At 68.6% G+C, this 26,569-nt stretch carries 11 protein-coding genes and 3 pseudogenes; 9 read left to right on the top strand and 5 right to left on the bottom strand.

The genetic code is table 11. The features are described from left to right. Positions 1-203: 203 nt before the first annotated feature. Positions 204-368, top strand: a pseudogene (locus ACWC24_RS37320) (pirin family protein); the annotation flags it as partial. A gap of 865 nt (positions 369-1,233) precedes the next feature. Here ACWC24_RS37320 and ACWC24_RS37315 read toward each other — a convergent pair. Then, a complete protein-coding gene (locus ACWC24_RS37315) occupies positions 1,234-5,382 on the bottom strand; it encodes a hypothetical protein (protein WP_450667354.1) in 4,149 nt (1,382 codons plus the stop codon). A 412-nt stretch (positions 5,383-5,794) separates the two neighbouring features. Here ACWC24_RS37315 and ACWC24_RS37310 point away from each other — a divergent pair, with 412 nt between their 5' ends. The 5 genes and pseudogenes from ACWC24_RS37310 to istB all read left to right on the top strand — a co-directional run bounded on the left by ACWC24_RS37310 (position 5,795) and on the right by istB (position 18,024). After that, positions 5,795-12,736 (top strand): RHS repeat-associated core domain-containing protein, encoded by a 6,942-nt coding sequence (locus ACWC24_RS37310; RefSeq protein WP_450667353.1) that lies wholly within the window; start codon positions 5,795-5,797, stop codon positions 12,734-12,736. Next, complete coding sequence (locus ACWC24_RS37305) at positions 12,733-13,689, top strand: DUF3710 domain-containing protein (protein ID WP_450667352.1); 957 nt, start codon at positions 12,733-12,735, stop codon at positions 13,687-13,689. Before ACWC24_RS37310 ends, ACWC24_RS37305 begins: the two co-directional genes overlap by 4 nt. A 121-nt stretch (positions 13,690-13,810) precedes the next feature. Continuing rightward, positions 13,811-14,827 (top strand): Hint domain-containing protein, encoded by a 1,017-nt coding sequence (locus ACWC24_RS37300; RefSeq protein WP_450667351.1) that lies wholly within the window; start codon positions 13,811-13,813, stop codon positions 14,825-14,827. A gap of 787 nt (positions 14,828-15,614) precedes the next feature. Continuing rightward, positions 15,615-17,236, top strand: a pseudogene (gene istA / locus ACWC24_RS37295) (IS21 family transposase). Continuing rightward, on the top strand, positions 17,233-18,024 hold the full coding sequence (istB, locus tag ACWC24_RS37290; RefSeq protein WP_450667350.1) for an IS21-like element helper ATPase IstB: 792 nt from the start codon (positions 17,233-17,235) through the stop codon (positions 18,022-18,024). The pseudogene istA and the gene istB overlap by 4 nt, the downstream one beginning before the upstream one ends. 48 nt (positions 18,025-18,072) lie before the next feature. On the opposite strand, the gene ACWC24_RS37285 is transcribed toward istB, so the two are convergent. The 3 genes from ACWC24_RS37285 to ACWC24_RS37275 form a co-directional block, all read right to left on the bottom strand. Continuing rightward, entirely contained in the window at positions 18,073-18,552 is a 480-nt protein-coding gene (locus ACWC24_RS37285; protein WP_450667349.1) for an N-acetyltransferase family protein, read from the bottom strand. Between the two features lie 123 nt (positions 18,553-18,675). Further along, the gene (locus ACWC24_RS37280; RefSeq protein WP_450667348.1) at positions 18,676-19,179 is read right to left on the bottom strand and encodes a hypothetical protein; all 504 of its coding nucleotides are present in this window, start codon (positions 19,177-19,179) and stop codon (positions 18,676-18,678) included. A 443-nt stretch (positions 19,180-19,622) separates the two neighbouring features. After that, positions 19,623-20,819 (bottom strand): helix-turn-helix domain-containing protein, encoded by a 1,197-nt coding sequence (locus ACWC24_RS37275; RefSeq protein WP_450667347.1) that lies wholly within the window; start codon positions 20,817-20,819, stop codon positions 19,623-19,625. A gap of 134 nt (positions 20,820-20,953) precedes the next feature. Here ACWC24_RS37275 and ACWC24_RS37270 point away from each other — a divergent pair. Together ACWC24_RS37270 and ACWC24_RS37265 are read left to right on the top strand one after the other, a co-directional pair. Beyond that, positions 20,954-21,040 (top strand): annotated as a pseudogene (locus ACWC24_RS37270) (hypothetical protein); the annotation flags it as partial. 535 nt (positions 21,041-21,575) lie between these two features. Then, complete coding sequence (locus tag ACWC24_RS37265; protein ID WP_450667346.1) at positions 21,576-22,709, top strand: hypothetical protein; 1,134 nt, start codon at positions 21,576-21,578, stop codon at positions 22,707-22,709. Between the two features lie 237 nt (positions 22,710-22,946). Here ACWC24_RS37265 and ACWC24_RS37260 read toward each other — a convergent pair whose 3' ends face one another. Further along, complete coding sequence (locus ACWC24_RS37260) at positions 22,947-24,308, bottom strand: cytochrome P450 (protein WP_450667345.1); 1,362 nt, start codon at positions 24,306-24,308, stop codon at positions 22,947-22,949. 640 nt (positions 24,309-24,948) lie between these two features. On the opposite strand from ACWC24_RS37260, the gene ACWC24_RS37255 reads away from it, so the two are divergent. Then, complete coding sequence (locus ACWC24_RS37255; RefSeq protein WP_450667344.1) at positions 24,949-26,523, top strand: M1 family metallopeptidase; 1,575 nt, start codon at positions 24,949-24,951, stop codon at positions 26,521-26,523. The last annotated feature ends 46 nt before the right edge of the window (positions 26,524-26,569 follow it).

Raw genomic sequence — 26,569 nt, 5'->3', positions numbered from 1 at the left:
CGTACGAAACCGGATCTTGTACAAGTGCGGACACCGCGGCCACCGCGACCGCCCATGCCCACACTCCTTGAAAAACGACCCCATCCCACGAACCAAGGAATCGGATGCCATCTGCTGCTGCCCCCTGGACCATTGCTGACAGTTCGCTGACCAGCAGGGGCTCCAGAAGGCCCTGACCTGCGTGAATGCAGGCAGGCTTCACTATGTTCTGGAACTGGATCGGCCGGTCCCAGGAGGAGATCGAACAGGCCCGCCGGGACTGGACGGAGGGAGACCGTTTCGGCGAGGTGAAGGGCTACGACGGCGCGCCGCTGCCGGCCCCGGAGCTGCCTCCCTTGCCGCTGAAGCCGCGCGGGCGGGTGCGCTGACCTGCGAAAATGCGTGACCGGTAACGCTTCGGGCTGAGGTCTTCAGGCCTCCGCCCGAAGCGCGTTCCGTACGCCTCTGGACTCCTCGACCCGCTAGGTTGTCAAGAGGGAGCGCGGACGCCGCAATTCCGCAGCTCCGGCTTCTGCGGCATGGTCTGGTAGACCTTTTGCTGACCTGATGCTGACCGTTCTGATGATTCATCAGTTAAGTCGCTGTCGTCATTTGCCCAACCGCGAGCTTGAGTGTTCACACTGACGGAAGCCGGGGCCCGGGACGCTTGCTGACCTACCAGGAGCCGCATGCTCGAACTGAAGGAGCCTTCGGGGGTGCAGGAACAATGCAACACGGACAAGTGGACGCGCAGATTGGACGGCACGCGCCAGGCAGTAACGGCAGGCACACTTGGCTGTGATGTTGCGCCAGGGGCCCTGGGGGCTGGAGTGCGTCTGCTTAGGGGCAGGCGCACTGGGCGTGAGCCGTCGTGGTGCCGAGGGATCCGTAGGCGTCCCACTGTCGGGCGGGCTTCGGCAAGACGGGTCAGCGCGTCGCGCTCGCTGGCGCTGGCGGCCAGGTTCCAGCGGTGTTTGGCCGCCACCCGGTCCGCGGCGTACTTGCACCGGTCCGCCGGCATGGGCAGTCAGTCTGCAGGATCCTTGCCTGCCTTGGACCAGTCGGAGCTGCCGGACACCGTGATCAGGCTGCTTGGTGGCCCCTGGCCGGTGGCGTAATCCTCGCGCCGTGCCGCGGTCCGCACGGTCGCTTTGGAGTAACAGGCGTCGGCGAAGACTCACTGGCGGCCTCATCGCCTCGCGAGGTGGCCGGGCCGCGAACCCCGGCCCGGCCACCTCGCTGTGTCTGACTGCGTCAGGCGTCTGGTCCGAGTGTGGTCAGGTCGAGGGCGCTGGTGACGGCGAGGTAGCCGTCGGGGGAGAGGTTGATGTGGTCGCCGGTGTCGAAGTCGGACGGTGCCGCAGCAGCGTCGAGTCTGAGTGGCAGGGGTTCGGTGGTGGAGGTGGGATCGACCGGCACGGCCACGGCCGCTTCGGCGTCCGCGTAGGTGACGGTCGGTGTCTGGAAGTTGACCTGGTCGGTGATCCAGGTGTTGGTGTCGATGCGGTTGGCGTCGACGGCCGTGGTGCAGGGGGTGTAGCCCTGGCACGGGGTGAGCGTGGTGAGGACGACCTTGATGCCCCAGCCGCGCAGTTGCGCGACGAGCGTGGCGTATGCCTCTTCCACTGTGGTGTTCTCGGTTCCGGCGACGATGTCTTCGAGTCCCTCGTCGATGATCACGGTGGTGACGCCGGGCAGTGCGAGGATGTCGCGGTCCAGGCGGGTGAGGGTGGCCGGTCCTCCGCGGGTTTGCTCGGTGGTGAGGCGGTTGCCCTCGATGCCGGCGGCGACGACTCCGTAGGCCGGTATGCCCTGTTCGTTGATCCGCAGGGCGGTGGCGAGGTCGTCGGAGAGGCGGGGGGTGGTGAGGCCTGGGGTGGTGGCGTCGGCGAAGGGGTCCACCAGGTGGTCGCCGAGCACGGCCACGGTGGGGCGGTTGTCGCTGGTGGTGACGTCGATGCCGGTGAGGATGTTGGTGAAGTAGCCCCAGAACACGCCGTCGCCGCTGAACGCGGTGTCGGCGGTGTCCGCCGTGTGGTCGCCGGAGCCTACGGCGCTGACGTACTGGGTGGCTGCACTCGTCCAGCTGTGCTGGACGAGGTAGGGCGTGTCGTTGGCCAGATGGAGGCTGATCACGACGCGTTTGCCGGGTGTCGCGGCATAGGCGGCCGGGTCGCTGTAGGCCTCGCCGCCGACCGGAATGGTGAGGGACTTGCTGCCCCCGTTGAAGGTCAGGTCGGCGGGTCTGGCGGTCGGGACGGCTCCGGACAACTGGGTGGCGAGGGTGGCGTGGTCGATGGTCAGCGGGGTGCGTCCCAGCGCGTTGGAGAGCCGGATACGGACACTGGACCCGGCGACGCTGGGATTGGCGGCGATGCGGAAGGTCTGGTCCTTGTAATCGGTGCCCTCGTAGTTGAACGCGCCCTCGTTCGGGGCGCTCCACGCGCCGGTCCACTGTGTGCCGCCGGTGGCGGTGGCGGTGTCGCGTACGGCCATGCCGAAGAGGTGAAGGCCGGGCGTGTAGACACGGGCGGAGGCGGTGAGGTCGGGCAGGGTGACGGAGCTGATCTGTGCGCCGGCCTTGAGCGGGACGGCGAAGGCGTAGATGTTGGTGCTGCGGGTCTCCTGGGTGCCGGTGGAGAGGTTGCGGTGGGGGAGGGAGACGGCGGCGAGGGCGTTGGAGCCGGAGATCCAGTCCGGGACGGTCAGGTGATAGGCGGCGGTGGTGCCGTCCGCGTAGGTGATGGAGCCGTAGGGGCCTCCGGCGCGGCAGTCCTCGTACTGGCCGTTGCCGAGGGTGCATTCGGTGCCGCTGACGGAGGTGCCGTCGGGTATGACGGGGCTGGAGTAGTCGTCCTCGGCGCGCTCCGAGCTGATGGCGCCGTAGGTGGAGAAGCCGAGGAAGACCAGGGCTTTGCCGCCGGCGCCGTTCATCTGGATGGTCTGGTTGGCGGCCAGCACGTTGTCGCCGGTGGTGGAGGTGAAGGCGGGCAGGGTGAAGGTGGCGCCGTCGACGGTCACTTTTCCGCCGGGCTGCCAGCCCGCGGCCTTGAGGTCCTGCAGGGAGAGGGTGGCGCCGAAGCCGTCGGCGTCTGCGGCGGCCTTGGCCGTGTCGTCCGTGACGGCGGTGTTGTTGAAGGCGGCTTGCAGGCTGGCGTAGGTCTTGCCGGCATGCCCCAGCGCGGTGAACTGGTACTGCTGCTGGGTGGAGACGTTCCCGGCGGAGTCGACCGCGTAGACGTAGAGGGTGTGGGTGCCGGGGCCGGTGGGGGTGACGGAGACGGTGGCGCTGTTGGCGGTCGCGGTGGCGGTCTCGGAGGCCGGGGTGTTGGACGTGGGCGGGCTGGCGTCCATGTTGTAGAGGAACTTGGTGGCGCTGTTGGTGGTCAGGGTGAACTTGCCGGGCGTGCCCGCCGCTGTGATGCCCGCTGCGTCCTCCGGGTAGAGGCCGTCCGCGTCGTCGACGGTCGGGGGGGCCGGTGCGGTGAGGTCCACGGTGAAGTGGCAGGTGGAGGACGGGTCGCTGGTGTCCTTGCCGTCGCCGGCCGTGACGTTCCAGCTGACCACGTCACCGGACTTCAGACCGCTCATGAAGGTGGCGGGCAGCTGCTTGGGCGCGTTCTGGCCGCTGGCGACGGTGGCGCTGGCGGTGGTTGTGGCGGCGGCGCTGTTGACCCAGTACTTGTAGGTGGCGGCCAGCGCGTCCTTGTCGCCGTCGCTGACGACTGCGTTGAGGGTGGGAGGAGTGGTGACCAGGGTCTTGCCGATGACGGGGTACGGCGTCGCCGTGCCGCAGCCGGCCGAGTGGGTGCCGAACTTCGCGGCCAGAGTGGTGGGCTTGGCGGGAATGTGGTTGTACTCGATGGACATGGAAGGGTTGTTGGCGAACCGCTTGAAGTAGTTGCCGTCGCTGCTGCTTTCCTGGCTGTTGACCAGGGCGAAGGTCCAGCTCGCGTCCTTCGCTGCTGCCTTCGTGGCGATGGCGGAAGTGACCGAGAAACCGCCGGAGGGCTGGCTGGTGCAGGCCGGCCCGAAGCTCTTGGTCGCCAACAGGCTGACGAGGGCCGGCTTGTTGCTCCAGGTGGTGCCGGAGCCGATGGCCCCGGTGAGGTAGAGCTTGGCGTCGGAGGTCAGGCTGCAGCTGGCCGAGTAGTTCTCCTTGGCGTCGACGGTGGCGGCCACGATGTGGGTGCCCCAGACGGCGGAGGGGATGCCGAGCTGGAAGTAGGAGCGCTCGTCGCCGATGCAGCCCGACCAGCTGTTGTAGCCGACGCCGGGGTCGCCGTACTGGGTGGAGTCGTAGTTCTTTGCCGAGGGGCAGCCCTGCTGGGTCTCCGCGTAGTGCTGCTTGCTGCCCGTTGCGTAGTGCGGGTTCCAGGTGGGGTCGATGTAGACCGGGTAGCGAGTGCCGGAACCCCTCAGTAGGTTCGGGTCAGGAGTGAGGGAGAGTTCGGCCCCGCTGACGTCGTCGGTGACGTGGGCGACCTGCGCGCCGATTCCCGGGACGGGCGCGGCCGTGTCAGCCGCTGCCGTGTCGGTCGCGGATGCTGCCGCGGTGCGAAGTCGGGCGGACTCGCCGGACGAGGAGTCCCACATCATGGGTTGCGGCGCGCTGAACATCACCTGGCCCGACGGCGTGATGGCCTGGAGGTTGTCGTGACCGTCGTCGGAGACCGCCACGCCCGTTGCGTGGGTGGTCAGCTTCAGGGTGGCCAGCGCCGGACTTCTGGCCGCGTCGGCGTTCTTGACGACGATCAGTTCGGAGAAGCCGCCGAGCGTGTTGGCGGTCAGCTGCAGGTCCACGTCTTCGAGGACGTCGGCGTACGTGATCGTGGCGCCTGAGACAGTCGGTTTCGGCAGGGGCTGAGGCCAGGTGAAGGCGAGCTGAGCCTGTCCGCTCGTCATGGACACCAGGGGCGTGGTCCCGCCCCCGGAGAAGACGAGCGGTTCGGAGGCTGCTGCAGGGCTGAAACTGCCGTCGGCGTTTTGCTGGAGGGTGGCGTCGACCGGCACCCATGAGGCGTTCTTGCGGACGCGTTCGGGCAGCAGCGTGGTGGTCCACGTGAGCGTGCCGGACGGATTCGCCTGCACGGTGGCGGTCTCGGTCGTCAGAGCGTCGATCTGGACGGGGTTGCCCGTCAGTGCAGCCTGGCTCTGCCCTTCGGCCAGAGCCGTCTCCTGCGCCTTGGTCATTCCTGACTCGTCTGCGGGCCGGGTGGTGCCCAGAGGCCCTTGCGGGCGGCTCTCGGGCAGCGAGGGCGCCGGGATGGAGACGGGCATGGTGCCGTGGTTGTCGGCGGCGGCAGGCGCGGCGGTCACGACGGACAGCGACATCAGTACGGCGACGGCCGTGAGGAGAAACCGGCCCGCTATTCGTGGCTTTTTCCCGGATCGGCTTCTCATGTGATGCGGGGTGTGAATTTCGGACATCGGCCCCCCAAATTGCGTCTCAATATGAAGCGGTTGATAAGCGCGAGGAGGCTACCTGTCATTTCGGCAAGGGGACAACAGGTGGCTGAAATAAGACGTGCGTGGAGGGTGCTCTAAAGGTGCGTGGTGTGTGCAACTTCGGTCGTGTGCTCACCTGTTGGGGAGCTGTTGACCGGTCAGGCCTTGTTTGCGGTGACATCGTGACCCCGCCTGGCGTTTCTTGGGGTGCGCGAGGGTGATTCATGGGAATTTCTATGCCTGATCATTACCGTGGACGTCCTGTGGAATTGAACCGACCCCTGATCAGATATCCCGTCGGCAGTCACGCTGAATTGGGGGGTCCGTGGTGCGACGTAATGCGCTGTGGCGGATTTACGGGAAGACCATGCGGTTACGCCGCGCATCAGCTCTCTGGATCACCGCGGTAGCCGCGTTGGGGCTGCTGGCGGGATTCCTCTCGCCGCAGGCCGCTCGTGCCGACGCGAACAGAACGGACTATCTCGTGACGGCCGGGAAGACCCCTTCGGTCCCCGTCACCGCGGTCAAGGGCAAGCCCGTCAAGGCGCCGTCCATGGGCTCCTGGAGCGCCGCCAAGGCACGCGACACCTGGCCCGCAGCCGCCGCAGCCGATGCGGCCGTACCCGCCAAGGACGCCACTCACGCCGCGAAACTGCCGGTCACCGTCGCCCCCGCACGGGCCGGACACCGCGCAAGTACCGGAACCAAGGTCCACCTGCAGCTGCCCGGTCAGGGCGCCGCACAGGATCTCGGACTGCACGGCGTGGTGTTCGCCGCCCAGTCCGACACCCTCACGACAGCCGCAACCGCACGGATCGGCCTGGACTACTCCGCCTTCCAGGACGCCTACGGCGGAGACTGGGCCGGCCGGCTCCACCTGGTGCAGCTCCCGGCCTGCGCCCTCACCACGCCGGCAAAGGCGGCCTGCCGCACGCAGACCCCGCTGCCCTCCACCAACAACGCTCGGAGCAGGACCGTCTCCGCGGACGTCACCCTGCCGGCCGCAGACGCGACGGCTGCCCGGCAAGCCCCGGCCTCTACGGCCGTGGTGCTCGCCGCCGTGGCGGGAACCGCCGGCGGCGGCGGCTCCTACGCCGCCACCTCCCTCTCCCCGTCCGGCCAGTGGTCCGCAGGCGGCTCCAGCGGCGCGTTCTCCTACTCGTACCCGATCTCCGTGCCGGACGTCCCCGGCAGCCTCGTCCCCAGCGTGAGCCTCGGTTACAGCTCGCAGAGCGTGGACGGACGCACCTCCTCGACCAACGCACAGTCCTCGTGGATCGGCGACGGCTGGGACTACTCGCCCGGATTCGTCGAGCGCAGCTACGCCTCCTGCTCCGACGACACGGCGAACGGCACCCCCAAGACCTCCGACGAGTGCTGGTCGGACAGCGTCGACTCCCTCACCCTGTCCCTCAACGGATCGTCCAACACGCTCGTCCACGACGACACGACGAACACCTGGCACCCACAGGGCGACAGCGGCGAGAAGATCGAGATCAAGACCGACACGGTCAACGGCGACAACGACAACGAGTACTTCACCGTCACCACGGCCGACAACACGAAGTACTACTTCGGCCTGAACCGGCTGCCCGGCTGGGCGACCGGCAACGCCACCACCAACTCGGTGTTCACCGCACCGGTCTACGGCAACGACACCGGCGAACCGTGCCACGCCGCCACCTTCGCGGACTCCTGGTGCCAGCAGGCGTACCGGTGGAGCCTCGACTACGTCGTCGACCCCCACGGCAACGCCATCAGCTACTGGTACACGCCGGAAACCAACTACTACGGCCGCGACAACGCCACCACCGCCACGCCCTACACCCGCAGCGGCTACCTCTCCGAGATCCACTACGGCCAGCGTGCGGGGAAGGTCTACGACACCACCGCCCCGGCAGCGGCCCAGGTCTTCTTCGACACCTCCGAGCGCTGTCTGCCCGACAGCGGTTTCGACTGTGCCGCATCGAAGATGACGGCGGCCAACGCCGCCCGCTGGCCCGACGTCCCCGTCGACCAGACCTGCGCCGCGACCGGCACCTGCGCCAACCACGGACCGGCGTTCTACACCACCAAGCGTCTCACCGGCATACGCACCCAGGTCCTCGTGGGCACCGGCTACCAGCCGGTCGACACCTGGTCCCTGACCCAGACCTTCCCGTCCACCGGAGACACCACCACCCCGTCGCTGTGGCTGTCGTCCATCACCCGCACCGGCCAGGACGGCGGCACCCTGGCGCTTCCACCGCTGCAGTTCGCCGGGCAGGCCCTGGCCAACCGGGTCGACGGCCTGGACGGATACCAGCCCATCACCCGTTACCGGATGACGACGATCACCACCGAGTCCGCGGAGGTGATCACCGTCAACTACTCCGCCGCGCAGTGCCACCGCGCGGGCACCACGGTCCTGCCGTCCAGCCAGGACAGCAACACCTACCGCTGCTACCCGTCCTACTGGACACCACCGGGCCAAACAGCCCCGCAACTGGACTGGTTCAACAAATTCGTCGTCAACTCCGTCACGGCGCAGGACCCCACCACGCACGCCCTGCCGGTGCAGACCTCCTACACCTACCTCGGCGACCCGGCCTGGCACTTCAACGACGACCCGCTCACCCAGAGCAAATACCGCACCTGGAACCAGTGGCGCGGCTACGGCCGCGTCGAGACCCGCACCGGTACGGCTCCCGAGAAGATCACCCTCTCGAGACAGACGTACTTCCGCGGCATGGACGGCGACAAGACTGCCGACGGCAAGCGCAGTGTGCCCCTCGACGACAGCGCGGGCGACGATCCGCAGAAGGACTCCGACTGGTTGGCCGGCACCGTCTTCGAGACGGAGACCTTCAACGGCGACGGCGGCGCTCTCATCTCCGACGAGATCACCGACCCGTGGGCCTCGCCCCCCACCGCAACCCAAGCCCGCACCAAAGCCGGCCTGGACGACCTCGTCGCCCGCCGCACCAACATCCAGCGCACCCGTGCCACCGCCACCAAGGCGAACGGAAAACCGCGCACCACCGAGACCGACTACGACATCGACGACGCGACCGGTCTGCCGCGGTACGTCGACGACCTGGGTGACATCTCCACCACCGACGACGACAAGTGCACCCGCACCTGGTACGCCAAGGACACGGCCGGGAACACGCTGCCGATCCCTCGCCGCATCCAGGCGGTCGCCGCCTCCTGCACCGCCGCCCCGGTCTACCCCGGCGACCTGATCAGCGACGACCTGACGTTCTTCGACAACTCCACGGACAACAACGCCACGCCCACCGAGGGCAACGTGACCATGGTGCAGAAGGCCGATTCGGTCTCCGCCGACGGCACCGCGCACTACATCACGGCCCTGAAGAACACCTACGACTCCTACGGCCGCGAACTCACCGAGACCGACGCCGACGGTCGCACCACCACCACCGCGTACACACCCGCCACCGGCGCATCGCCGACCTCGGTCAAGGTGACCCGACCGAAGGTCACCGGACAGACCGCCGGCTTCGCCACCACGACCACCCTCGACCCCGCCCGCGGTCTGGAGCTGAAGACCACCGACGCCGCCAGCTACTCCACCACCAGCGCCTACGACGCGCTGGGCCGGCTGACCAAGGTGTGGGAGCCGGGCTTCCCCACCGACGACAACCCCAACACCAAATTCAGCTACAACCTCAGCCCCGACCCCAAGGTCCCGTCGACGGTCACCACCCAGACCCTCACCGACAACAACACCTACATCACCTCCATCGACCTGTACGACGCCATGCTGCGCTCGCGAGAGCGGCAGACGGCCACCGTCGACGGCGGCCGTGTCATCACGGACACCGTCTACGACAGTCATGGCTGGGCGGTCAGCGCCTCCGACGCCTACTACAACAGCGGTGCGCCGTCGGCCACCCTGGTCGACGCGGCCGACAACCAGACCCCGTCCCAGACCGCGACCGTCTACGACGGCGCGGGACGCGTGACAGCCTCAATCGCCTACCACTTCGCGTCCGAGACCTGGCGCACCACCACCGCCTACCCCGGCGCCGACCGCGTCGATGTCACCCCGAGCGCCGTGGGCGCCGACCCCGGCGCCACCCCGACCTCCACGTACACCGACGCCCGCGGCCAGACGGTCCAACTGCTGCGCTATCACGGCAGCACTCCCACCGGCGCCGCGGACACCGCCGCCTACGCCTACGACGCCGCCGGACACCAGACCGGCCTGGACGACGGCCAGGGCCACACCTGGAGCAGCACCTACGACCTGCTGGGACGCCGCACCTCCCAGAGCGACCCCGACACCGGCCAGTCCAGTTCCACGTACGACAACGCCGGCCAGCTGCTCACCACCACCGACAGCCGTACCAAGACCATCAGCTACACCTACGACGAGATGGGCCGTAAGACCGCCGAGTACGACACCACCGGCGGCGCAGCCCAGTCGGCCGCCAACCAGTTGGCCGTCTGGACGTACGACACCCTGAAGAAGGGCAAGCCCACCGCGTCCACCCGGTACGTCGGAGGATCGTCCGGCAGCGCCTACACCAGCAAGGTCCTCGGATACGACAGCCACGGCTGGGTCCAGGCCACCCAACTGGTCATCCCGGCCGCCGAAGGCAGCCTCGCCGGCACCTACCTCCACCAGAACACGTACAACCTCACGGGCACCCTGAAAAGCTACGGCGACCAGGATCCCGCCGCCGTCAAACTCCCGTCGGAGACCGTCTCCTACACCTACGACGCCTTCGACCGCCCCATCGGAGTGGGCAGCGGCACCAACGGCTGGGCCTACGTCAGCGGTCTGACCTACACCGCGTTCGACGAGCCGAAGCAGTTCACCTACGGCACCTCGGGCAACTTCGTCCAGCAGACCCTCAGCTACGACGACCAGACCCACCGCCTGACCGGCTCCACCACCGTCAACAAGTCCGGCGCCGCCATCGCCGACAGAACCACCTACACCTACCAGCCGTCCGGCAACGTCACCAAGATCAGCGATCAGCTCGAGACCGGCACCACCGACACCCAGTGCTTCACCTACGACTGGGCCCAGCGCCTCGACGCAGCCTGGAGCGCCACCGACAGCTGCGCGGCCACCCCGACCTCCCTCAGCTCCTCCACCGTGGGCGGCCCCTCGCCGTACTGGCAGTCCTGGACCTACGACGCCACCGGCGCCCGCCAGACCCAGATCGACCACAACCCCAGCGGCGACACCTCCCACGACAAAACCACCACCTACACCCCCGTAACCAAGGGCAACGGCCCGGCCCACGCCGTCACCAAGGTGGCGAGCGTGACGCCAGGCGACAGCACAGCCGACACCACGACCGCCTACACCTACGACGAAGCCGGCAACGTCAAGACCCGCACCAACCGCGCAGGCACCGACACCCTCACCTACAACGACGAGGACCAGCTCGCCGAACTCGCCTCGACCGGAACCAGCGGCGACACCACCTACCTCTACGACGCCGACGGCGGCCTCCTGCTGCGCCGCAGCCCCGACGCCACCACCCTCTACACCGGCGACGAAGAGATCACGCTGAAGAAGGGCGCCACCACCGCCGACGGCACCCGCTACATCAGCCTCGCCGGCGAGACCGTGGCCACCCACACCTCCGACGGCCACTTCACCTACCTGATTCCCGACCGCCAGGGCACCGGCACCCTCGCCATCGACTCCCAGACCCAGCAGGTCACCCGCCGCCAGTACAAACCCTTCGGCGAAATCCGCAACCAGTCCGCCACCTGGACCGCAGGACAACGCGGGTACGTCGGTGGCACGGAGGACGGCAACACCGGCCTGACCAACCTGGGCGCCCGCGAGTACGACCCCACCACCGGTCGCTTCCTCGCCCCAGACCCTGTTCTGGACCCTGGCGCACCGCAGTCCTGGAACGCCTACGACTACGCCGACGACACCCCCGTCACCACCTCCGACCCCGCCGGCACCTGCGCGGACATCGACTGCCCGACCCGCAACTGCCCCAGCTGCCTCAACTACACGCCCGGCCACCAGCCCAGCTCCCAGGTGCTCCACGACTACGCAGGATCGGGAAGCACCCCCAGCAACAACCAGGCCGCAGCCCAGCGCGAAAAGGCCAGCGTCACCAACGCCACCGCCAACGCACAGGCCGAACAACGCGCGCTGGAAAGGCAAAAGGCGACAGCGGACGCCGCGGCCGCCGCGGCCAAGAAACAAGCCTCGGGCCTCAGACACCGCCTGCTCAGCCTCGTCGCGGACGTCATCGGCCTGACCGACGCCTACAACTGCTTCACCAAGGGCGACGTCATGGGCTGCATCAACACCGCCCTGACCGCCGTCCCCTGGGGCAAGGTCTTCAAAGCCATCAAGGTAGGAGTCGAAGCCTTCAAGGTCTGGCGTTCACTCGACCGCGCCTACACCGCGGTCAAGGACGCCGAAGAAGCCGCCAAGGTCGCCGAGGACGCCGTCGAAGCCGAACGCTTCCTCGTCGAAGCGGAAAAGACGGAGAGCGCGGGCGCGGAAGCGGCCCAGTGCGTCACGCACAGCTTCACACCCGGAACAGCAGTACGCCTCGCCGACGGTTCGTCGAAGCCGATCGGCCAGGTGGAGACCGGCGACGAGGTCCTGGCGACGGACCCGCAGACGGGGGTCACCGCCCCCGAAAAGGTCCAGAACGTCATCGTCACCACCACGGACCACGACTTCACCACCCTCACCCTCGACACCCACCCCACCACCGGCCCCGCAACCAGCACCACACCCACCGAGACCAGCGCCCAGGCCCTCACCACCACCTGGCACCACCCCTTCTGGGACGCCACCCACCACCGCTGGACCGACGCCCACGCCCTCACCCCCGGCACCCACCTCCGCACCACCGACGGCACCACCGTCGTCGTCCGCACCGTCCGCAATTTCCACCAGCAGCAGACCACCTACGACCTCACCGTCAACAACCTGCACACGTACTATGTGCTGGCGGGCAATACCCCGCTGCTGGTCCATAACTGCCCGACGGGCGGGGCCGCGGATCTTCCGGACTTCGACCCCAGCGGCATCCCCCGGCACCAACCCGGTGCGGCGGCCAGTCGATCAGGCGAAGCCTCGGCCGAGGCTGAGGCCACGGCTGAAGAGGGCGCAGAACGCGCAGAGTTCAAGACCGGTGTAGTCGAAGAATCGTCTAGCCTTGCGCAGAACGTTGGTGATCACATAGGGGGTGGCGTGCAGGCGGGAGACTCGGTCAGCGCCGTTGCCGTGGCAGTAACCCTCGGTTACGACGCGCTCAAGAAGGGACTGGCGCGCAGAGCACGAAGGGCGGCGGAGGGCGGTCGATGAACGAGGTCAGGGCGGGTGCCACGAAAATCGTCGAGCAGTACGGCCGAGACGGATGCCTTTCTTCAGAGAGCCTCGCTTCGGCGGAGTTCGGTGTCTGGGACCGGCTGACTCCGGGCGTGCTCATCATCATGGCTGTTGGTCTTGCCACGGTTGAGGATCCGGCGTTCGCCGAGCGGATCGTGGAATCGGGCGACACGACGCTGGCGCGGCTGATCTCGGGAGACTTCCGTGCGCTCGAGCTCGGCACGGAGGATGTGGCCATGAGCTGGGAAGAGGCGGTGGCCTGGCTCTGGGAGTACGCCCGGCGCTCCGATGCCTCGCCGAACCCGCTCGGTGTTCTGCTGTCGCAGGCAGAAGACCTTTGGTTCGAGGGGCTCGACTCTGGAGATATGACGCGACCTCAGGTCAGGGACGGCGAGTTTGGGCCCTGGGACGCCTCGGAGGTGCCTTCTAGGGCAGAGCGGCTGGACTACGGCGTGTTGAGGGTGCCACGGTTGGACGGTGCGCGCATTCACCCGCTGAGGGCCGACGGGCGTACCGTCGGGGTGATTGTCTCCCTTGGTGGTCACGCCTTCAGCCTCCAGGCGTTCAGGGTTCCGTTGGGCCCCGTCTGGGGCAAGGTCCGCCCGAAGATCATCCAGGGGGTCCTGGATCAGGGCGGTACGGCGGAGGGAGCCGTCAGCAGTCTTGGATCCGAGGTTCGTGCGCGGATTCCTGTAGTGAAGGACGGGCAGCGGGTACTTCAGCCGACGCGGATCGTCGGGTGCGACGGGCCCGGATGGTTGCTGCGCGGGGGTTACGGCGGACCGGAGGCACTGACGGACATGGTTGATCCGCGGGCCCATCACCTCTTCACCCAGACGGTGGTCGACCTGTCGGCGGCGATTGAAGGCCTCGCGGACGCGACCCAGGAGATCACCAACCTGGAGATTTGCTGGCCGACCGCAGAATGAGACGAATGGGTCAGTGATTTCTAGAGGGCGTCTGAAAAGCCCTTCAGCGGGCTGACCTTGCGAGGCGACGGACGTCATAGGCCTGACCGACGTCTACAACTGCTTCACCAAGGGCGACGTCATGGGCTGCATCAACACCGCCCTGACCGCCGTCCCCTGGGGCAAGGTCTTCAAAGCCATCAAGGTAGGCGTCGAAGCCTTCAAGGTCTGGCGTTCACTCGACCGCGCCTACACCGCGGTCAAGGACGCCGAAGAAGCTGCCAAGGTCGCCGAGGATGCGGTCGAAGCTGAACGCTTCCTCGTCGAAGCGGAAAAGACGGAGAGCGCGGGCGCGGAAGCGGCCGGGTGCGTCACGCACAGCTTCACACCCGGAACAGCAGTACGCCTCGCCGACGGTTCGTCGAAGCCGATCGGCCAGGTGGAGACCGGCGACGAGGTCCTGGCGACGGACCCGCAGACGGGGGTCAGCGCCCCCGAGAAGGTCCAGAACGTCATCGTCACCACTACGGACCGTGACTTCACCACCCTCACCCTCGACGCACATCACACCGCTGGCTCCGCAACCAGCAGCCAGCCCACCGAGACCAGCGCCCAGGCCCTCACCACCACCTGGCACCACCCCTTCTGGGACGCCACCCACCACCGCTGGACCGACGCCCACCTCCGCACCACCGACGGCACCATCGCCGTCGTCCGCACCGTCCGCAATTTCCACCAGCAGCAGACCACCTACGACCTCACCGTCAACAACCTGCACACGTACTATGTGCTGGCGGGGGCCGCGCCAGTACTCGTGCACAACGTCAACGAAGATTCGCTCTGCAATGTGACTCTTGGGTCGGCAATAAAGGGCCGGAAAGCAGAAGGAGTGACCGCTGAACGCGGTGACACTGCCCTGGCTCACGAGCAGCGGATGATGAACGAATTTGGTGACCGAAACGGCTGCGCTTCATGCGGGGCAGCCGAATCGGGATACAAAGACGGTCACTGGACTGGTGACCACAATCCACCGAATAAGCTCGCGCCCAACGGTCCGTGGACGCTGTATCCGCACTGCAAGGCATGTTCCAAACAGCAGGGAGGGATCGTGCGCACGCTACTCAAGGAGTACTATGACTTCCCGGTGTGGAAACCGTGACTGTAGGTGGATTTAATGATGCTCTTCGCCTCATGCACGACAAGATTTGCCCACGGTCTGGTTGTTGCTGCCGCGCCTGGGAGTGTCGACAATCATGCAGGCTGGGACGCGGCTGCTGATGTAGTGCACGGTGGTCCGGACTCCTTGTTCATCGCGGTGCAGCAAGCCGCCAGCGGTCCGGCGTCAGTCCAATGTGTGCAGGGTCCTTACCAGCCGAGTGGAAAGGTCCTTGTGTACTCAGGGAGTCTGACTCTCCCCGAGGCGTCCCTCGAAATTTCGGATCCGAATGAATCGGTGAGACTGCTGATTCCCGTTCCGAATGTAGATAATCGGGTCGACATCTACGGAGACGGAACCGATGAGCCTGATGAGGTAATCATCGTTCTGACGGGCGATGAGTCGTGGTGATCCACAACCTCTGACGGAGGGGATCTGTCCGGAAAGTCGGACGGTGTGATAAGTTCTCATCTCTGCGTGACGCCTTTCGTCTTGGCATAGCGGTGAATCGCCCCCTCTCGGAGCGCAAGAAGCCCCGCCGGATTCGTTCCGGCGAGGCTTCTTGGGCGTCTGACGGCAACGGTGACGGCAACGTCAGCGGACGACGGCTGCTGCGGGCGGGTCGTCAGTGGCTCTGACGTCGTTCACCGGCTCCGGCATGTTGGCTTCCGCTGGCCCCAGTCGACGGGTCGCACGGACGCATTGAGGGGTGGTGACGGGACAAAGTGGCTCCACCCCGGTTCTTGCGGTGAGACGGTTCCCGTGATCTCCGGCAGTGGCGGTGCGGTGGATGTCTTTATCCAAACAGGAGTTGTTCGACCGGATCCGGCGGGACAGCTGGCAGCAGCAGATGTCAATCCGGGCCCTGTCGCGGAAATACGGGGTCCACCGCCGACTCGTGCGCGAGGCGCTGGCCTCGCCGGTGCCCACCCCGAGACGTCGGCCGGTACGGACGTCGCCACGGATGGAGCCGTACAAGAAGACGGTCGGTGCCTGGCTGCGGGCGGATCTTGATGCTCCGCGCAAGCAGCGGCACACCGTGCGGCGGATCGTCGCGCGGATCGAGGAGGAGTTCGGCGAGGCGGTCCCGTATCCGACGGTGCGGGACTTCGTCGCCGCGCGGCGCAAGGAGATCGCGGCCCAGGTGGGGGCGCCGGTGGAGGCGTTCGTGACCCGGCACAATGCGCTCGGTGCGGACGCCGAGGTCGATTTCGGAGACGTCTATGTGGACCTGGCCGGCCAGCGGACCCGCTGTTACCTGTTCGCCTTCCGGCTGGCCTATTCGGGCAAGGCCGTTCACCGCATCTCGCGGTCGTGCGGTCAGCAGGCGTTCTTCGAAGGGCACGTGCACGCGCTGAACATGCTGGGCGGGGTGCCGGCCGGGCAGGTCCGTTACGACAACCTCACTCCGGCCGTGACGAAAGTGCTCTTCCGCAGCCGCTCGCGGGAGGAGAACCCTCGCTGGACGAACTTCCACGAGTACTACGGATTCACTCCGTTCTACTGCGAGCCGGGACTGCGCGGCGCCCACGAGAAAGGTGGGGTCGAAGGCCAGGTCGGCTACTTCCGCCGCAACTACCTCACCCCGGTGCCGCAGGTCGACAGCCTGGACGAACTCAACGCCCGGTTCGCAGAGTTCGAGGCCAGGGAGGACGAACGGCGGATCGGGGCGAGAATACGCACGATTGCACAGGACTTCACCCGCGAGGCCGGACATCTGCTGCCGCTGCCGGACGACCCGTTCACCACTGGGATCACGCTCACACCCCGCGTCGACCGCTACGGGGCGATCACGGTGAAGATGTGCCGGTACTCGGTCCCGGTCCGCTACATCGACCGCAAGGTCACCGTCACACTCACTTGCGACGAACTCGTCGTCTATGACGGGCGGCGGGAAATCGCCCGCCACCCCCGGCTGGCCGCCCGCGGCGCCGAGCGCCTCGTGCTGGACCACTACCTGGAGGCCTTGCTGACCAAACCCGGCGCCCTGGAACGCTCCGAGGCGCTGCACCAGGCCCGAGCCGAAGGCGCGTTCACCGCAGTCCATGAGGCGTTCTGGGCCGCGGCGAAGAAGGCCCTCGGCGAAGTTGAGGGCACGAAAGCCCTGGTGAAGGTGCTGTTGCTGCACCGCCACCAGCAGCACGCTGACGTCGTGGCCGGGATCCGCGCGGCCCTGGCGACCGGCACTTTCCACGAGGATGTCATCGCGCTAGAGGCCCGCAAGGTCGCCCAGACCGCCGGACGCGCACCGCCAGCCGGTCTGTTCCCGCACCGCCGAGCCTTGATCCTGCCCCGATCACACCTCTGACCGCGCGCCGCCTTGCCCGGGCCCTGCCCGAAGACCAGCGGCCCCTGCCCCGCCTGGAGCAGTGGGACGAACTGCTGCCCCTCCGCCGGAAGGAAACGACATGACCACGGCCCACCACGCACTGACTTCGCAGGCGTCCGATGCGGCGATCGACACCGCCTGCCGCATGCTGCGGCTGCCCACCATGCGGGCCCAGGCCGCCGACACCATCGCCCGCGCCGAACGCGAGTGCCTGTCCTATGCCGGCTTCCTCGCCGAACTGCTGATGGCCGAGTGCGAGGACCGCGACCGCCGCCGAGCGGAACGCCGCATCCGGGCGGCCCGCTTTCCCCGCGAGAAGTCCTTGCGCGAGTTCGACTACACCGCCAATCCCAACGTCGACCCGGCTGTGATCAACAATCTTGCCACCTGCGAATGGATCGCCAAGGGCTACCCGCTGGGTCTGATCGGGGACTCCGGGACCGGCAAGTCCCACCTGTTGATCGCACTGGGCATCGCAGCCGCCATGGCCGGCTACCGCGTCCGCTACACCACCGCTGCGGCCTTGGTGAACGAGCTGGTCGAAGCAGCCGACGACAAACAGCTGGGCAAGACCATCGCCCGCTACGGGCGCGTCGATCTGCTCGAAATCGACGAACTCGGCTACCTCGAACTGGACCGCCGCGGCGCCGAAATGCTCTTCCAGGTTCTTACTGAGCGTGAGGAGAAGAACAGTATCGCGATCGCTTCCAACGAAGCTTTCACCGGCTGGAGCCGCACCTTCACCGACCCGCGGCTCTGCGCGGCAATCGTGGACCGGCTCACCTTCAACGCGACCATCATCGAGACCGGCACCGAGTCCTACCGCCTGGCCAAGTCCAAGGCCCAAGCCCAGAAGACCCGCACGAAGTGACGGGCCGCCGCACCAGTCGTGCGGCGGCCGACGACATGGCACAGACGCCTACAGAACAATCTCCAAGGTCACCGACTTGGACGCGAAGCCGTTGCGCTCATAGAAACGGACGGCCTCGGTGTTGCTCGAGTACGCCGTCACCTCCGCCAGTTCCGCACCCTTGTCCTTCGCCCAGGCCATGAACTGACCAATCAGGCGTCCGCCGATCTGTTCCCGGCGATAAGCGGGCTGCACATACATGCTCACCAGCGACGCGACCCTGACCGGCTTCATCGCCGACCCTTCGGCCACCACACCGGTGAGATGGCCGACAACCTCGCCGTCCCGGTCGGCAACAAGCAGCAGCCGGTCCGGATCGTCGATACCGGAGGTGAAACGCTGCCGTCCGTACTCACGCGGCCAGTCGACGTTGACGCTCGGATCACGGGTCCCCGCGTCCTCGGCGAACAGGGCACCACTGCACGCCACAAGACCCTCGACGTCTGCATGCTCCGCCTTGCGGACAACCACCTGCCGTTGATCACTCATGGGTCGCGACACTATCGGCTGCCACTGACACCGCTTCCTGACACCTCAAACGGTCCCAGCGCAAGCCAACCCTCGGGGCCGCTTCAAGGCGTCCGGGCGACACAGGATCTTCGTCAACTGGGGTCAGCGGAAGCCAACATGCCGGAGCCACTGAGCGACGTCAGAGCCATCGTCAGGGTCGTCGTCCTGGGCAGCGAGGGCGTCGATGGCTTGACGTTGGAGGCGGAGTCGGACGTGGGCGTAGACGTCGGTGGCGACGCCGATGTGGGCGTGCCCCAACAGCTCGTCCTGCCCGTCTTCCTCGTCCTCCAGGCCCTCCCCGGTGTCGAGATCGTCGTCGGCAGGTGCGGGCAGGCGTGCGCCGCGGCTCGCCGCGATGCGGTGCACGTTGCCGAGGGCTTCAGCCAACTCGACTGCCAGAAGATGAAGTTCGCCTGGAGTCCATTGCCGATTGTCCAGGACCTGTGTGGCCTCATGGAAGAGTTCCCCGGCCAGGGCGAGCTGGGTTGCCTCCGTGTTGTCGGCGAGCCGGGACAGGTATCCGGTCCCGTCGCCTGCGAGGTAACACGGCTTGCCCTCGGGCCCGGCCCACGGCAGCAGGCGAAGCTGTCCGGTCCCGCTCGTCACGCGGTGGCCTCCACTCCGTCGAACAGCCGGGGACCGACGTCGATGCCGCGCGCTGTCAGCCGGAGCATGCGACGCCGAGCCTGCTGCCTCTGCTCCTTCCGCCGCTCGTGCGCGACCAGACACAGGCGGACCGGTCCGACCTCCTCACCGCGTACTCCTCGGGTGGCCGGTACCCGAGCCGGACAGGCGGTCGACACCTCTGCGACAAAGCTGGCGGATGAGGGATCAGGTCTGCGATGGCGGCCCGGCGTGGGCCACAGCAGTTGCAACAGCGGCTCGAAGGCGTGGGCGATACAGTGCGGCACGTCGACGCTCCTTGTCAGCGTTGGCCATGCCCCCGGACCGTTCGCGCGGTCGCGGGGGTCCTGACGAGACGCCAGCCTGCCGACCGGCGATGCACCGAGGTTGCACCGAAAGGTGCAACTCCTCCCGCCGGGAATCCGCTATATCCCGACCCACTCCGCGTACTGCGCCAACGAGCCGTTGCGCGCCCTCTCCCGCCGCTTCAGTGCCAGCACGGTCTCCCGCACGGTCGGGTGGTAGCGGGTCTGCTGCGGGGCGATGCGCCGGGCCTGGTGCAGGCAGTCCAGCGCCTTGTCCGGGTGGCCCGCCCACGCGTGTGCCCGGCCGAGGTCCATCCAGTGGTGACCGGCCCGTGAACGGGTCCAGCCGCGTGGAATGCGCACGTTGGCGGCGAGTTCGATCGCGCGCCCGAAGTCGTCAGCCTCCGAGGCGATCGCCACGGTATGCACACCGACGTTCACCGGCCCCCAGGTGACACCGAAGTCGGGCAGCTCGCCTGTGGCCTGGGCAAGGGCACGGGCCTCGGCCAAGCGGGCGTCGGCGTGGTCCTGGTCCTTCATCCGGCCCGCGATGGTCGCAGCACGCAGGTGCAGCATGCCCCGCATCGCTTGAATGCCCGCCGGGCGGCGTGACCCCTGACCGTCGAGGTCCCGCAGCGCCCGGTCGACCACCCGCAGACCCACGTCGTACCGACCCGACGACAACGTGGTCTGCGCACGCAAAAAGGCGTGCATCGCAGCCAGCCCCGGCTCGTCGGCGCGCGGAGCGGTCCACGCCAGCCGGTCCAACGCGACGGTCGCCAGATCCAGGAAGCCGAGCTTCCAGACCACGGTGAACACACACCGGAACGTCTCCGCCAGACACTCATAGGCCAGCCGCTGGGCCTCTCCGGTACTGGTGTGCACGGCCTGTACCGACTCGTCGATCAGCACGGGCAGGTTGCGCACCATGTCCGTGTACTGCGCCTGACGGCGCTGCTCCAGAGCCCGTTGGACGTCCGCCCGGATCAACGCGGCCGGGCGCGGAGCCGTCGCCCACTCCAGCGCGATGTCCCAGTTCTCCAGTCCCTCACGGATCGGCTGGATCAGGGCGTCCATGCGGTCGCGCCGTAGTTCGTCGGCGTACGGCTGTCCCAACAGGTCGGATGTGGAAACACCCAGTGCGCGGGCACAGGCGGCGACAAGAGCCGGGGAAGCGGGCTTCTGCCCGCACTCGACCTTCGACAGCAGCGACTTCGACAGGTGCGCCCGCATCGCCAGCCCTTGCTGCGTCAGACCGCGCTGCTTCCGGATACGGGCGATCCGAGCGCCGGCGTGTTCCTCGATGCTCTGCGACACGGCGAACTCCGTTCTGCGGCAACACTCAGACGGTACCCCTGCCGCAAGGTCTCGGACCGGCCGAACAGTGACCACCTCGGCCGCCCGCAGGACAACGCGGGTGCGTCGGTGGCACGGAGGACGGCAACACCGGCCTGACCAACCTGGGCGCCCGCGAATACGACCCCACCACCGGGCGCTTCCTCGCCCCCGACCCTGTTCTGGACCCCGGCGCACCGCAGTCCTGGAACGCCTACGACTACGCCGACGACACCCCCGTCACCACCTCCGACCCCGCCGGCACCTGCGCGGACATCGACTGCCCGACCCGCAACTGCCCCAGCTGCCTCAACTACACGCCCGGCCACCAGCCCAGCTCCCAGGTGCTCCACGACTACGCAGGATCGGGAAGCACCCCCAGCAACAACCAGGCCGCAGCCCGGCGCGAAAAGGCCAGCGTCACCAACGCCACCGCCAACGCACAGGCCGAACAACGCGCGCTGGAAAGGCAAAAGGCGACAGCGGACGCCGCGGCCGCCGCGGCCGCCGCGGCCAAGAAACAAGCCTCGGGCCTCAGACACCGCCTGCTCAGCCTCGTCGCGGACGTCATCGGCCTCACCGACGCCTACAACTGCGTGGCCCGGCGGCGCGACGCCTGGCGTTCTTCTGTTCATCGCGCGCTCGCCCCGAAGCGGCAACCCCCTCTCCTCTATCGTGCACATGTCATGCAGCCGGTCGGTGTTCGGACCGGCCCGACTCCACGATCCGGAGGCCCCGTTGCCGATCGTCCACCTCCCGCTGTCCGTTCCGCGCTCGCCGCTCACCGTCGGCCGAAGCGGCGCGTTACGTCTTCTGTCCGTCCTGGTCGTGCTGGCCCTGGCCTGGTGCGCCGCCCTCGCCCGGCCCGCCGCCGCGGCCGTCGGCACCCTCGCCACCGACCGTGCGACCCTCGCGGCGTGGTGGGCCCCGGTCCACTTCCAGGACGTCGACACATCGGGTGAGACCGCCCTCGCCGGCCAGTCCGACTACCTGGCCGCCTACGACTTCGACGGCGATCTCAACGGCCGCAACAACTGGGAGAACACCGGCCGTTCACCGCTCGCGGCGCACGTCTACTACTCGGTGACGCAGACGCAGTCCTTCTCCTACCTGCTCTACGTCTACTTCCACCCGCGCGACTGGTCCGACGGCATCCTCGACAACTACCAGGAGGACCTCACCGAGCACGAGAACGACTCCGAGGGCGTGCTGCTCGTCGTCGCCAACGACGGCACCGCGTACGGGACTCTGAAGGCGGCCCTCACCGTGGCCCACAGCGACTTCTACTCGTACGTCCCCTCCGGCGGCGACTTCACCAGCGGCGCGGAGAGCGTCGACGGCACTCTGCCGCTGAAGAGCGACCCGCACACCGACGGGCACGCCCGCCCGTTCACCGCCCAGCAGGCCAACACCCACGCCGCATGGGCCGAGACCGCCATTTCGCAGGTGGCGAGCCAGTACAACAGCGGTGACGGCGTGCTCTACTACCCGGGCGACACCGCCGAGGTGCCCTCCGGCGCCAACGACCGCGACGTCCAGTACACCCTGACCGACGTGTTCGCCTCCGGCGGGATGTGGGACCGGCGGAACACCACCAGCCTCTTCGCCGACCCGGGCCGCTTCGCCGGCGACGACAGCTCCAACCCGTACGGAGCGGCCTGCGGCGCGGGCGGAGTGCTCGGTCCCGCCTACGGCGCCTGCGACACCGACGCCGCCAACCCGCCATGGGCCTGGGACGACCACGACGACGCGCCCGGCGCCGGCTATCTGGCCACGCACCCGGCCGATTTGGTCGCCGACTACTTCAACTGGCCGGGCGAGCCCGCCACTCCGGACACCGCCTACACCTGGAACCCGTACCTGGCGGGCTGACCCCGCGCCGGCCCCGCCTTGACCCTCGGGTTCCGATCGACGCCGCGACACCCGGCGTCCGGGTCGGCGGCGGAAGGCCTCCCGCAAGGACATGACTTGCGGGAGGCCTTCCGCCGAAGGTCCGCCACGCTCGGTGTGTCCCCGGCCGGCCGTGCGGTCGCACCGGAGCCGCCGCCGCTGCCCCTCGGGCCGCGGGGGAGGGGGCGCCGACCGGCCGGCCCGGGGCGGGAGCGGAGGTCAGTGCCGGGCCGGAGGAAAGCAGGCCCGCAGGCCCGCCGGTGCGAGTCGGCCGACGAACTCCAGGTCCACCGACGAGGCGTTCGGCGAGGTGACGGTGAAGCGCTGGGCCAGCCGGGAAGTGACCAGCGTGAGCTGGCGCAGGGTCAGTGCCGAACCCAGGCAGACCCGTGGTCCGGCGCCGAACGGGAGGTAGGCCGGACCGGGCGCCGACCGCCCGTCCAGCCAGCGGGTGGGGTCGAACTCGTCCGGTCGCTCCCACCACCGGGGATCCCGGTGGATCAGATAGGGGTTGAGCAGTACGTCGTCGCCGGGGTCGAGGGACCAGTCGCCCAGGGTGGTCGCCGTGCTCGCGGTGCGGGTCATCAGCCAGGCGGGCGGATACAGCCGGAGCGTCTCCCGCACCACGGCCTCGGCCAGCGGGAGCCGGGCCGCCGACGGCGGCGCGTCACCACCCGCCGGACCGCCGGCCCGACCCTCCGCTGAACCTCCCGCTGAACCGCCCGCCGCACCGTTCGCCTCGTCCCGGAGGTCGCCGACGAGCCGGGGCCGGCGGGCGAGTTCCCGTACGAGGGAGGTGAGCCCGGCGGCGGGCACGCCGTGGCCGCCCATGAGGATGCCGTGGAGCATCGACACCATGGCGTCGTCGGCCAGGACCGGATCGGCGTCCAGCAGAAAGCCGAGCAGGTCGCCATGGGGTGCGCAGGCGCCGGGCGCGTGGGCGTCGGGTGCGCGTCGCCGCCGGACGATTCCGTGCTGTGCGTCGGTCAGTCGCCGGACGGTGCGGAAGAAGCGGCGGTGGCGGGGCAGTGGCAGCCACCCGGGGAACTCGTAGGACGAGTCCGTGAACGGCTGGGTGGCGCGGATGGTCTCGTGGAGCAGGTCGGGGACGCCGGCGGAGTCCGTGCCGAAGCAGTACTCTGCGATCGACCGGGCGGTGAACGCCCTCATCGTGGTGAGCACGTCGACCTCGCGGCCGGCGGTCCCGGCGAGGACCGCGTCCAGGAGCTCGACGGTCCGGTGGTCGCTCGCGGCCGCCGCCGACCGGTTGAGCCCCGGCCAGGCGGCCCGGCGCGCGGTCATCCAGGAGGTGGCCCGCTCGGCGGCCTGACCGACGTCCCGCCGCTGGTCGAAGGGTGCGAGCTCGGTCACGAAGCCGTGGCCGGTGCGGGCGAGCGCCTCGTGGGCGAGTTCCGGGTCGATCACGAAGACGGTCTGCTCGTCGTAGGAGAAGACGTCGCCGTACTCGCGGTGGCAGCGACGCAGGAATCCGATCCGGTCGGCCTCGTACGCGCGGGTGTTGCCCGTCAGCAGGCGCCCGCGCGGCCCCGGCGGCCGTACGGACTTCTCGCCCCGTGCCATCCGGCCTCCTCGAAAGATCGCAGGACCCCGCGTACGGGATCCTGCGATCGGCGCATTCCACTGGTTCCGGTGGATGTGGCCCTGGCGAGAGCGGGGCTGGGTTACCGGAGATCGTAGGGCCAGTAGGGGTAGCGTCCGCTGGGGCGCTTCCTGCCTACGAGACGAGCCACCAGGCGTCGTGTCCGTTTCATGAACACCTCATTGCCATCCGGGCGAATATTTGTCCGATCGTGCCACGGCCCTTCTGCGGCAGACAATATGACGGTTCGTTAAATCCCTGCGTCGCGGCGAGTCGGCTGGACGGGTGGGGTGTCGACTGGCCCGCGCGTCCGGCCGGGGGCGAACAGGCCTGAGCGACAGACCTCCGTCGTGAGCCGGTCCGCTCCCGGCCCGCGACGGATCCCGGACCGGACGGCGTCGCCGCTCTTCGGACGGGCCGTCAGGTGACTGCGGCCCGGTCGTGGCGTCGTCCGGTCGGGGCGGCGAACTCCTCGCCGCCCCGGAAGGCCCCCGGTGCCACCCGCACCGGGGGCCTTCCGAACCTCGCGCGCCGACCGAGGGGCCGTGGGGACCCCGCGCACACGGGTGATGTGGAGTCGTATGTTCATATAAAAACGCCTCTTGCTGGCACAGTGTGCTCATGGAGACCACCGCCCCCGGTGACCACGCCCGCCCGCCGTGCCGGGGCGGGCGACGTCGTACGGCCTGGGGGCTGGCGGTCGTCGGCGCCGCGGGGATCGCCGGGGTCGTCGTCCTCGCCGTCGGCCCCGCCCCTTCCGGAGCCCACCGCCGGCCCGGCAGTCCCGGTCCCTCCGTGGCGTCGTCGCCCGGTACCCCGAGGGCCGAGACCCCGTCCCCCGGCGCCGCGGGCATCGGCGACCCGCTCATGCCGCTCGACGGCAACGGCGGCTACAAGGTGCGCCGTTACACGCTCGACTTCGACTGGCGGGCACCGCGGGCCCCGTTCGGGGCAGCCGCCACCGTCAGCGCCACCGCCACGCAGGCCCTGTCCCGCTTCGACCTGGACTTCGCCGGCAACGCGCTGCACACCGTCACCGTCGACGGGACACCCGCCGACGCGGTACGCGACGGCGACGAACTCGTCGTCACCCCGGCCCGGCCGATCCCCCGGGGCGCCGCGTTCACCGTCCGGGTCGCCTACACCGCCGATCCCACCCTCCAGCGCCACCGCTCGGACGCCATCTCGGCCTACGGCTGGGTGCCCACCCCCGACGGCACCGTGCTCTACGCGCAGCCCGACGGCGCAAAGATGATCTTCCCGGTGGACGACCACCCGAGCCTGCGGGCGCCCGTCACCTTCCACATCACCACCCCGCCGGACCTGACCGCGGTGGCCAACGGCCGGCTCGTCGAGCGCGTCCGCAGGCCCGACGGACGGATCCGGTGGACGTACGACTCCGAACAGCCGGTCGCCGCCCAGCTGGTCCAGATGGCGATCGGGAAGTTCACCCTCGTCGACCGCACCGGCCCGCGCGGTCTGCCCCTGCGGGACGCGGTCCCCCGCGACCTGGTCGCCGACACCGAGGCCTACCGCTCACTCACCCCCGAACACCTGACCTGGCTGGAGCGGTACCTCGGCCCCTACCCGTTCGGCCGCTACGGCGTCCTGGTCGGGGACACCGACCTGCCCGTGGCGCTGGAGTCGCAGTCGCTGGCCGTGCTGCCGCGGGCCGACCTGACGGGCGGCCGGGTCGACGCGGAACGCAACCTCGTGCACGAACTGACCCACCACTGGACCGGCGACAGCGTCGCCGTCCGGCGCTGGTCCGACCTGTGGCTGAGCGAGGGACACGCCCGCTACTACGAACGCCTCTACGCCGACACGCACGGCGGCGCCGACCTGGAGGACGTGATGCGGACGGCGTACGAGCGGCACGACCAGTGGCGCCACGACGACGGCGCACCCGCCGAACCCACCGAACCGTCCCTCTTCCGGCAGATCCGCTACGACGGTTCGGCGCTGGTGCTCTACGCCCTGCGGGAGGAGGTCGGCGAGGACACCTTCGGCCGGATCGAACGGTCCTGGGTGACGACGTACCGGGGCAGGGCCGCCGGGACACGCGACTTCGTCGCACTCGCCTCCGCAGTCGCGGGCCGGGATCTGAAGCCCTTTCTGACGCCGTGGCTGTACGGGGCGCACACCCCGCCCATGCCGGGGCACCCCGACTGGCACGTGGACCCGCTCAAGGAGTGAGGGCTCCGGACAAAGGCGCCACGCCGTCCGCTCTGCCGCCGACCGG

The sequence above is a fragment of the Streptomyces sp. NPDC001443 genome, from assembly GCF_053597355.1.
This window is presented reverse-complemented; position numbering and strand designations above follow the sequence as displayed.

Excerpts from the sequence above, each read along its gene's own strand:
- ACWC24_RS37260 (WP_450667345.1), bottom strand. The coding sequence starts at position 24,308 with ATGGCACGGGGCGAGAAGTCCGTACGGCCGCCGGGGCCGCGCGGGCGC.
- ACWC24_RS37315 (WP_450667354.1), bottom strand. The coding sequence starts at position 5,382 with ATGAGAAGCCGATCCGGGAAAAAGCCACGAATAGCGGGCCGGTTTCTC.
- ACWC24_RS37300 (WP_450667351.1), top strand. The coding sequence starts at position 13,811 with ATGGGCTGCATCAACACCGCCCTGACCGCCGTCCCCTGGGGCAAGGTC.
- ACWC24_RS37255 (WP_450667344.1), top strand. The coding sequence starts at position 24,949 with ATGGAGACCACCGCCCCCGGTGACCACGCCCGCCCGCCGTGCCGGGGC.
- ACWC24_RS37310 (WP_450667353.1), top strand. The coding sequence starts at position 5,795 with ATGCGGTTACGCCGCGCATCAGCTCTCTGGATCACCGCGGTAGCCGCG.
- ACWC24_RS37305 (WP_450667352.1), top strand. The coding sequence starts at position 12,733 with ATGAACGAGGTCAGGGCGGGTGCCACGAAAATCGTCGAGCAGTACGGC.
- ACWC24_RS37285 (WP_450667349.1), bottom strand. The coding sequence starts at position 18,552 with ATGAGTGATCAACGGCAGGTGGTTGTCCGCAAGGCGGAGCATGCAGAC.
- istB (WP_450667350.1), top strand. The coding sequence starts at position 17,233 with ATGACCACGGCCCACCACGCACTGACTTCGCAGGCGTCCGATGCGGCG.